Source organism: Lentzea sp. (assembly GCF_036380075.1).
GTDB lineage: Bacteria > Actinomycetota > Actinomycetes > Mycobacteriales > Pseudonocardiaceae > Lentzea.
The window spans coordinates 1-8,732 of sequence record NZ_DASVFL010000360.1; the positions used below are offsets into that span (position 1 = coordinate 1).

Genomic DNA, 8,732 nt, shown 5'->3' on the forward strand with positions numbered 1-8,732 from the left:
CGTTGTTCCTCGCGTCTGTGTACGCGTCTCGTGCACTGAGGAAGGCTGTGGTCTCAGACGCGCATCGGCTCGAAAGCGGAGTGCTGTCAGCCAAGGAGCCGGTGGGAGTCGCGCAATAGGTGTACCAAAAAGCCGCCTTGCCGTAGCCCTCAACGGCGTTCAGGTATGTCACGTACGTCTCGGTTCTCCGATTGCGTGCCTCCTTCGCCCGCTCCTCGGCGAACTGTGCGCGTTGTGTGTCCTGGGCGCCATGATTCGTGGTGGTAGCACCGATGTATGACCCGGACAGAGCTGCGATGGCTCCGACTAGGGCTGCAACGATCGGAACGATCAGGCGCTCTAGCAAGGTCGGTCGTACCGGCGCTTGATCAGGTTGCGTATGCGCAATGGAACCGGGGCGCTGGGCAAAAGGCTCGGGCATCATGGTCTCTCCCATCGGCCAGATCGGGCGGGACATTGAGCCCTGTCGCCGACCGATCTTTACGGGAAACGACCGTTTACCGTAAAGTTGCGGCCATGACGACGCCCCGCCGCTCCCGCTCCGCTGTCCCTGCCGACTCGGCGAAGGTGCTCGCGTACCTGAGGGTCTCGACCTCCGAACAGGCGGACTCCGGCGCGGGCCTGGACGCGCAGCGCGCGGCGATCACCGCCGAGGCTGAGCGCCAGGGCTGGGCCGTCGAGTTCGTGGAGGACGCCGGGTACTCGGCGAAGTCGCTCGACCGGCCCGCGCTCACCGAGGCGCTGGAGCGTCTGGACCGGGGTGAGGCTGGCGCGCTGGTCGCGGCGAAGCTCGACCGCGTGTCCAGGTCGGTCGCCGACTTCGCGTCCCTGCTCGACCGTTCTCGCAAGTTCGGCTGGCGCCTCGTGCTGCTGGACACCGGCGTGGACACGTCGACCGCGTCCGGCGAGCTGGTGTCCAACATGCTCGCGAGCGCGGCGCAGTACGAGCGGCGCCTGATCTCCCAGCGCACCAAGGATGGCTTGGCCGCAAAGCGCGCGATGGGTGTGCGCCTGGGCCGCCCGTCCGTGCTTCCTACCGAGGTCGTCGCCCGAATCGTGCGCGAGCGCGCCGAGGGCAGGGGCCTTCGCGTCATCGCCGAGGCGTTGACCGCTGACGGCGTGCCGACTGCGCGCGGTAAGGCGACGTGGTCCACGAGTTCGGTTCAGGCGGTTCTCGCCGGGCAGGACGCGGCTCGGATCTCATCGGCGACCTGAGCACGCCCGCCGCTGGGCAGTCAGCCGTTCTACCAATCACGCGAATCGCCTCTGTACCCCCTTCCACTCACGGAATCGAGCCGCGTCAAGATGGCCGACATGCGACTCCTTGTCCTCGGCGGCACGCACTTCCTCGGCCGCGCGGTCGTCTCGGCCGCGCTCGAACGTCAGCACGACGTGACGATCTTCCGGCGCGGCACGTCAGGTGAGGACCCGGACGGCGTGCGGTCCGTACGCGGCGACTACACCGACGCGCTCGACCTCGCCCGGCTCACCGACCACGGCCCGTGGGACGCGGTCGTCGACACCCTCGCGTTCGTGCCGCGCGAGACGCTCGCGGTCGCGCAGACGCTGAAGAACTTCGTCACGCGCTACGTCGTGATCTCGACGGTGTCCGCGTACGAGGGCTGGCCGGTCGAGCCGCTCACCGAGTCCTCGGCCGTGCTGGAGTGCCCGCCGGACGCGGGGCCCGGCTACGGCTTCGACGGCGACCCCGGCCCGTCCACCTACGGGTTCGGGAAGGCCGGGTGCGAGCGCGCGGTCACCGAAACGTTCGGTGCGGACCGGACCGCGATCCTGCGGCCGGGCGTGATCCTCGGCCCGCACGAGTACGTGGGACGGCTGCCGTGGTGGCTTCGGCGGCTGGAGCGCGGCGGCCAGGTGCTCGCGCCCGGCAACCCCGGCCGGCCAATCCAGCCGGTGGACATCCGCGACGTCGCGGACTTCGCGCTGACCTGCGCTGAAGGCGTCACGGGCACGTTCAACGTGACGGCGCCCGGCACCGAGACGTTCCAGGACTTCCTTGGCGCGTGCGCGACGACGGTCCGCGCGAACGCCGAACTGAACTGGGTGCCTGAGGAGTTCCTGGTGTCGCAGGGCGTCCGCCAGTGGACGGAGCTGCCGTTGTGGCGCACGTACGCCGGGGCCTGGGCGGTGGACTCCTCGGCCGCTCGTGCCGCTGGTCTGTCGACGCGGCCGATCGCCGAGACGGTGCACGACACGTGGCAGTGGCTGACCGAGGAACAGCCGGTGCTCGACAACGAGCGGGCCGCCGAGCTGGGCATCACGCCGGAGCGTGAGGCGGAGGTTCTGACCGCGTGGGCGGCTACTCGCGAGAGCTGATCGCGGGCCGCGCGGAGGACCGGGCGAGTGCCAGGGACGTGAAGTCCTCGATCTGTTCGCCGAGCCGTGCGGCTTCGATCGCGCCTCGGTAGCGGGTGCCGCCGAGTACCTGCCCGAGGCCGATCAGCCGCCGGTTCAGGGCTTCGGTCCGGCGTTCTGGGGCCAGTTCGAACACGGCCAGCAACGCGTCTTCGGCTCCGGCGAGGTCGCCGCGGATTGCTCGCGCTGTGCCCAGGTCAACGCGTGCCCCGAGTTCTCCGGCGCCCCAGCGTGAGGCCTGCGGCATGCGTGCGAACAGCTCCAGTGCGGCGGTCGCTTCGGCTTCGGCGCGGTCGCCGTCGCCGAGCGCCACATAGGACGCCCCGGCGCACAGTGCCCGGCGGGAGCGGTCGAAGCCCAGCTCTCCGCCGACCTCGTCCAGGAGCGGATCATCTCCCGCCCGGTCGAGTTCCTGGGCGGCGAGCGCGAGCGCCGTGCCGACTTCGTCCCGGGCGCCGATCATCGCGAGCGCGCGGGCGTGGACGGAGTGCAGCCGGGCCCGCGCGGTGCCGCCGGGCGCGGTCTCCAGGGCTGACGCGGCGATGGCTTCCGCGCGGCGGGGGCGGCCAGACCAGAACGTGACCGTGACTTGGAGGGCACGCGCCCAGGCCTGCAACGACGGGTGGTCGATCACCGACCCGTACGTGTGCGCGGCCCGTGCCTGTTCCTCCGCCACGTCGGGGTGTCCCAGGTCCCAGCTCACGGACGACAGCAGGCCGCACACCTGCCCGGCGATGAGGTACAGCTCTGCCTGCTGGCGCGGCTTGTGGGTGCGGTCGAGCTGGGCGTACACGGTGTCCCGCAAGCGGACGAGGTCGCCGAGCAGGTGCAGCGGCGGGGTCACGTAGTAGGCGCGGGCGGCGCGTTGTGCTTCGGCGTGGAGCTGTTCGAGCGCGGACGGGTCGAGCGCGGAGGCCGCGTTGATGGCGTGCTCCACGGACTCCCGGCCTGCGTGCATGATCAGCTCCTCGTCGTTCATCGTCGTGATCGTCTCGACCTCGGCCAGCGGTGGCCCGAACAAGGTCGCGACGGGTTCTCGCCACCAGGCTTCGAGTACGCGGCAGGCGGCGGGTCTGGGCAGCTCGGAGGCGCCCGCGAGCCAGCGTTTCGCCTGCCGCTCACTGACGTGCGTCGGTGCGCCGACCTCGACCGATGCGCCGTGGAACGCGGTCACGAACTCGCGCACGCTCAGGTGCGCGGCCTGGACCCGTTGCTCCAGCCGCGTGCGCGGTGCTTGCTGCGCCATCTGCCGTACCTCCCAAGACTCACCGTACGAGCACGGAGCGGCTGATCCGATCGCCCAGGTGGGCAATGTCCCTCTAGTGGCCGTAAGTGGCCCGGCCACGACCTCGGGCCGCACGCGGGAGGGGTCGATCTTCGATGCATGACACCCGGAGCCGTCGCGATCCTCGTCTTGCTCGGAGCCGTGGCCTGCGGCGTTGTGGCCTGGGTCGCCTTCCACGTCCGCCGCGAGACGCTCCGCCGACACCAGGTTGAACGCGTCCGCGATGCGCTGGCCGGCCGAACCACGGTGGCCGAGCTGCGCGCCCGTTGCGGCGCTGACTCCCTGGCTCGTTACCCAGCTCCGCGCGCGGCGGTTACGGCCCCCGACCCTGCCGCTGCGCGCGGTTCCATCTCGGAGCGTGCGGCGTGACGCTGATCGTTCCTGGTGCCTCGCTCGTCGCGACCTACCCCGTGCTGCAACACCTGGTCGATCTCCGGTCCGGCGGGTGGCGGTTCTTGCCGCTGGGACCAGAGGACGAGTTCCTCGACGGCTTCCACAAGTGGCCCGGTGGCTGGACGGACTCGCTCCGGGTCAAGAACGAGGGCGACGCGCTCGGCATCCGAACCGACCGCGACAACGCGATCACGTGGGAGTTCGCTGGGTCGCTCGCGGACGTCGTGCACGAGTTCATGGTGTTGCCGCATCCCGGCGACCGGCTCGCGCCGCGTCTGGCGCGGGGCCACGGGCCCGCCTGACGTGGAAGGCCCGGCCCGGCCCGCGATCGGCGTGTTCCGGCACCTGACGCACCTCGTCGGCCCGGCGAGTCATGTCATCGACTTCCGGGGCGTGCCGATGTACTTCGCCGACTGCGGGGCGGCCTGCGCGCCGCTGGTCGGCTCGATGCGCGCCCGCTGGCCGTGGTGCCCGGCGTGCCGTCAGGGCCTCGCCGCGCGAGTTAGATCCGCAGAACGCAGTTAGGTCTGTAACTCCGGCCTCGCGTGCAGCTAACTGGGCCTGTGACCTGCGTGAAGTTAGGCGAATTAGGTCAGTTGGGTGCCCCGCCGAGAAGGCCCCGTCACCCCGGAATCGGGGGTGACGGGGCCGTGGTGCGGATCTAACTCCACTCGTCGTGGCCGGGCGTCTCCCGCCCGGCGAGCGCGGCCCGTACGTCGCCGGGATCGACCGGCCAGCGGTTGCCGGTGGAGGGCACCCGCACGCCCAGCTCGGCGAGCAGCGACCGCAGGCGCACCCCGTCGAGCGCCCGGTACGGCGCCCAGTCGGGGGCCAGTTCACGCAGCCGTGGCGGGACGTCGGCGGCGTTGACGCGGACCCCGGCGAGCACGGCGGCCACGTCCTCCAGCAGGTCCCGGTCCTCGGCGGCGGCGAGCGCGGCACGGGCGCCGATGCCCGCGTTCGCGCGGATCTCGACGGCGCGGGCGATGACGCGGTGTGCGTCGGTCTGGGACACGAAGTACGTGCGCAGCAGACCCGGCTTCGCCATGAAGCCGCGCACCATCGCCGTGCCCACGTCGCCGTCGCTCTCGTCGGTCTTGGGCTCCAGGTCCACGGCGGAGATGCCGGACTTGTAGGAGCCGGTTCCGAGGATCGCGTCGTTGCTCTGCTGGTCGCCGATCGCAAAGCAGGCCTTGCGGTTGGTGATGGTGATGACCTTGCGCGGCAGCGACGCGGTGGACGGCTCCGGCGTGAGGAACACCAGCGTGTAGGCGTACTTGCGCGCGGCGCTGATCAGCAACTGCACGACGGACGCGGCCTCCTCGCCGTACTCCTCGTCCATGAACAGCGCCTGGCACTCGTCCACGACGATGATGCGGGGCCGCAGCCGCTCGTCCGCCTCGGCGAGCGCGCGGTTCACGGCCCGCTGGTCGTGCTCCTGAAGCGCCTTGCCCCGCACCTCCAGGTCCGCGTACGCCTCCCGCAGGATCGCCATGCACGCGGCGACGGTCGCGGGACCGGCTCCGGTGGTGAGCGACCGCAGGCGCGGGCGCATCGGGTCGTAGTCGGCGTTCTCGGCGCACACGATCACGTCGGCGTCCACCAGCGGATCGAGCAGGGCACCGAGCAGCAGTGTGATCACGAGGCTGGACTTGCCGCTGCCCATGAGCCCGGCGGCAGCGTAGTTCGCCTCCGACAGCAGGCCGTTGACGTTGTCGCCCCGGATGTTCACGCCGACCGGGACGCCCTTGAAGTAGTCCGTGCTGATCGTGTCCAGCTTGGACAGCAGCGGCCACGCGGGCACCGGCCCGGTGAGCGCGCCCGGCTCGGCCACCCACAGGTCCAGCACGCCCGGCTTGTCCTTCGGCTCGGTGGGCCACACCTCGACGGGCAGCCGCACGAGGTTGTGCGCCAGCACGCCCTTGCGCTTGTTGATCATCTCGACGTTGACGCCCTGCGGCAGCCGGATCAGCGTCCGCCAGCCCTTGCCGTCGCGCGCGGTGCCCTGCTCGAACACCCGTGCCGGGTGCCCGACGCTGCCCCAGCCCTTGCGGAACGCTAGGTCCAGCTTCGGGATCCCGAGGTTGCGCAGCGCCTCCAGGATCGCGCCGTCACTGGGCACGACGTCGCGGCCCTCGTCGCCGTCCACGAACCCGGTCGCCCAGGCCGTAGGCGTCGCCGTCCGGCGTCCTTCGCGGTAGGCGGCCAGCAGCACCCACAGCGGCAGCGACGCCACGAACGGCAGCCACAGCACGGTGATCACGCCGACGCACCAGGCGATCACGCCCAGGACGCCGTCCACGACCCCGAGGAACGTCCCGACCCCGGCGAGCTGCACGACCAGCGCCGTCACCAGCATGAGCAGCACCAGGCCGATCAGGCTTCCGAGCACCACGCGGGCGAGGCCGGCCGCGAGCTTCGGCAGCTCCAGGAGCCGCTTGTGCCGGTCGGCGGCGGCCCGCTCCCGGCGGTCCACCCACTGCGCCAGGGCCTCACGGTCCCCGGCGACCTCGGCGGCCCGGATCGCGCGCCGGTAGACGCCACCGGACGCGGCGTCCCAGGCCCGGGAGCGCCACGAGTCGAGGCCGTGCACGACGGTGAGCGCCGTCGCGGCCACGGTCCGGGCGGTCCGCCTGGTCGGCTCGTGCCGCGTGATGCGGACGACCGTGGCGGGCACCCAGCGCGGCGGCTGACGGTCGAGCGCGGCCGACTCGGTGTCGGTAACGATCTCGCCGTCGAGGATCTCCGGCGCCGGTTCGACCTCGGCGCCCCGGTGCGGGAAGCGGACGATCTGGCCCATGTCGGTGTCCTTCCTCGGCGCGCTCACGCGGCACCTCCGCGCAGGGCGTCGCGGACCTCACGGGCCGCGTCTGTGCCGCAGCCGAGCGCCTCACGCAGCCGGGTCGCGGACGGGTCGGCGGGGAGGTGCCCGGCGGCGATCATCTGCCGGGCACGGGCCGCCAGTAGGGCGGTCGGACGGGCGGTAGGGGCGTCCTGCGCGGTGTCCTCGACGGGAACGTTTTGCCTGTACTCCGGGGGAGTAGCCCCAGCAGTAGGGGCAGCGCTCAGGCCGTGGTCGAGGTCCGTGAACGCCGACCAGATCACCGGCAGCACGGTCACCGCGCCGACCGCGACGAGCGGCCCTACTGCGTGTGCCAGTAGGGCCATCGGCTCGAACTCCTCAGCCACGCCCGGCAGGTGGTGCCAGACGTTCAGCGTGAGCGTCACGACGAGCGCGGCGGACTCCACGACCGTGAGGTGCCGGTGCCGCAGCACCATGCCGCGCGCCGCGAGGTAGGCCTTCGCGCCGACCACGACGAGCAGCACGGCGGACACGACCGGCTCCACGAGCCACGCGCCCCACCACGCGGCGTCCCGCTCGACCATGCCGCGCGTCAGCGTCCCGTGCGCGCCGGTCGTGGACCAGCCCAGTGCCCCAACGAGCGCCGTCAGCGCCACGGCCGTGAGGACCAGGCGCACGCGGGCGGCCTGCCAGGCACGCGCGGCCGGGTCCTGGGCGAGCGCGTGGAGGCGGGCGGCCTCGGCGGCGCGCTTGCGGCTGCGGCGGACGCGGTCGGTGTCGACGAGCAGCGGCGCGGCGTCGGCTTGGAGGTCGAGCAGCGCGTGCGCCTCGGCGACCTCGGCGCGCAGCTGCCGGACGCGCTTGGACTCGACCGGCTCGACGGCCTGGACGGGCGCGGCCGGGGCCTGGTCGGCGACGTACCGCACGATCTCGTCCACGGCGTTCTCCAGGTCCTCGGGGCGCGGTTCGGGGTTGGGGGTCTGAGTGCTCATCGCGCCACCGCCGGGGAGCAGTTGGGGCAGGGCGTCGAGCGGACGCGGTCGGCGTCGAGCCACACCACGCGGGCGCTGACTGGGTCGGACTCGCGGGCGTCGCACTGACCGCACGGCGGCGGGACCGTCGAGCGCCCGCCGGGCGCGCTCGACGCGGGACGGTTCTTAGGACGGTTAACTGAAGGTTCGGGTGCAGTGTCTGCACCCCGTGCCGTCGCTGCTTGCACCCCGTCGGCGCGAGTTTGCACCCCGTGCTGGTCAGCGGGGCGCAGTGTCTGCACCCCGTCCACAGAGTTGTCCACAGGCCGGTCGGTTCGGTGGACAGCCAGGTCCCAGCCGCGTGGGCGACGGTCGGAGCGCTTGACGTACGCGGCCACGATCGTCGGATCGGAGGCGCTGATCAGCTCCAGTTCCTCCAGCGCCCGCAGCGCGTACTGCACGGACCGCTCCGACAGGCGGGTGTAGCGGACCAGCGTGGACACGGCCGGGAAGGCGTTGCGGCCGTGCGGGTCGGCGTGGTTCGCCAGGCCCAGCAGGACGACGGCCAGCGACGAGGCGTCGCGGCGGTCGCGGGGGATAGGGGCGCGGTTCAGCGCCCAGTCGAGTGCTTCGAGGCTCACGGCGCCACCGCCGTCGAGCTGCGGGCATGGGAAGATCGGGTCACGGCCGGGACCTCCAGAAGTCCAGGTCGAGGCCCCGTTAGGTGTTCGCGCACCTGGCGGGGCCGTCCTATATATGGGGGCGTCCGGCAGGTGCGCTACTTCGCTTTACTCCCGGTCGCCTGGACTCTCGCCGACCTGGCCGAAGCCGACCGCCCCACCTCCGACCACGTGGCAGCGGCCCTGAGCTTCCGCGAACGCCGCTCCACGACCTTCTGACCCCA

8 protein-coding genes are annotated in these 8,732 nt (G+C 71.9%); 4 read left to right on the forward strand and 4 right to left on the reverse strand.

Annotated features, from left to right (window positions below):
* Nucleotides 1–516: 516 nt before the first annotated feature.
* Nucleotides 517–1,215 (forward strand): recombinase family protein, encoded by a 699-nt coding sequence (locus VF330_RS37980; protein WP_330856575.1) that lies wholly within the window; start codon nucleotides 517–519, stop codon nucleotides 1,213–1,215.
* Nucleotides 1,216–1,314: 99 nt separating this feature from the next.
* The gene (locus VF330_RS37985) at nucleotides 1,315–2,337 is read left to right on the forward strand and encodes an NAD-dependent epimerase/dehydratase family protein (protein ID WP_330856576.1); all 1,023 of its coding nucleotides are present in this window, start codon (nucleotides 1,315–1,317) and stop codon (nucleotides 2,335–2,337) included.
* Here the strand turns inward: VF330_RS37985 and VF330_RS37990 are convergent.
* Entirely contained in the window at nucleotides 2,321–3,622 is a 1,302-nt protein-coding gene (locus tag VF330_RS37990) for a hypothetical protein (RefSeq protein WP_330856577.1), read from the reverse strand. The two genes, VF330_RS37985 and VF330_RS37990, sit on opposite strands and share 17 nt — an antisense overlap.
* A gap of 404 nt (nucleotides 3,623–4,026) precedes the next feature.
* On the opposite strand from VF330_RS37990, the gene VF330_RS37995 reads away from it, so the two are divergent.
* Entirely contained in the window at nucleotides 4,027–4,356 is a 330-nt protein-coding gene (locus VF330_RS37995) for a hypothetical protein (protein ID WP_330856578.1), read from the forward strand.
* Nucleotides 4,357–4,715: 359 nt separating this feature from the next.
* Here VF330_RS37995 and VF330_RS38000 read toward each other — a convergent pair whose 3' ends face one another.
* The 3 genes from VF330_RS38000 to VF330_RS38010 are packed head-to-tail and all read right to left on the reverse strand — an operon-like array spanning nucleotide 4,716 to nucleotide 8,469.
* Nucleotides 4,716–6,881 carry a zonular occludens toxin domain-containing protein gene (locus tag VF330_RS38000; protein WP_330856579.1) on the reverse strand — a complete coding sequence of 722 codons (2,166 nt, stop codon included), beginning with the start codon at nucleotides 6,879–6,881 and terminating at the stop codon, nucleotides 4,716–4,718.
* Nucleotides 6,878–7,849, reverse strand: a complete 972-nt coding sequence (locus VF330_RS38005) for a hypothetical protein (RefSeq protein ID WP_330856580.1) — start codon at nucleotides 7,847–7,849, stop codon at nucleotides 6,878–6,880. Before VF330_RS38005 ends, VF330_RS38000 begins: the two co-directional genes overlap by 4 nt.
* A complete protein-coding gene (locus VF330_RS38010) occupies nucleotides 7,846–8,469 on the reverse strand; it encodes a helix-turn-helix domain-containing protein (RefSeq protein WP_330856581.1) in 624 nt (207 codons plus the stop codon). The genes VF330_RS38005 and VF330_RS38010 overlap by 4 nt, the downstream gene beginning before the upstream one ends.
* A gap of 132 nt (nucleotides 8,470–8,601) precedes the next feature.
* Here VF330_RS38010 and VF330_RS38015 point away from each other — a divergent pair, with 132 nt between their 5' ends.
* Entirely contained in the window at nucleotides 8,602–8,727 is a 126-nt protein-coding gene (locus tag VF330_RS38015; RefSeq protein WP_414675540.1) for a hypothetical protein, read from the forward strand.
* The last annotated feature ends 5 nt before the right edge of the window (nucleotides 8,728–8,732 follow it).

Bases quoted from the DNA above. Each gene is read 5' to 3' on its own strand.
- VF330_RS37990 (WP_330856577.1), bottom strand. From the start codon at position 3,622: ATGGCGCAGCAAGCACCGCGCACGCGGCTGGAGCAACGGGTCCAGGCC.
- VF330_RS38005 (WP_330856580.1), bottom strand. From the start codon at position 7,849: ATGAGCACTCAGACCCCCAACCCCGAACCGCGCCCCGAGGACCTGGAG.
- VF330_RS37980 (WP_330856575.1), top strand. From the start codon at position 517: ATGACGACGCCCCGCCGCTCCCGCTCCGCTGTCCCTGCCGACTCGGCG.
- VF330_RS37985 (WP_330856576.1), top strand. From the start codon at position 1,315: ATGCGACTCCTTGTCCTCGGCGGCACGCACTTCCTCGGCCGCGCGGTC.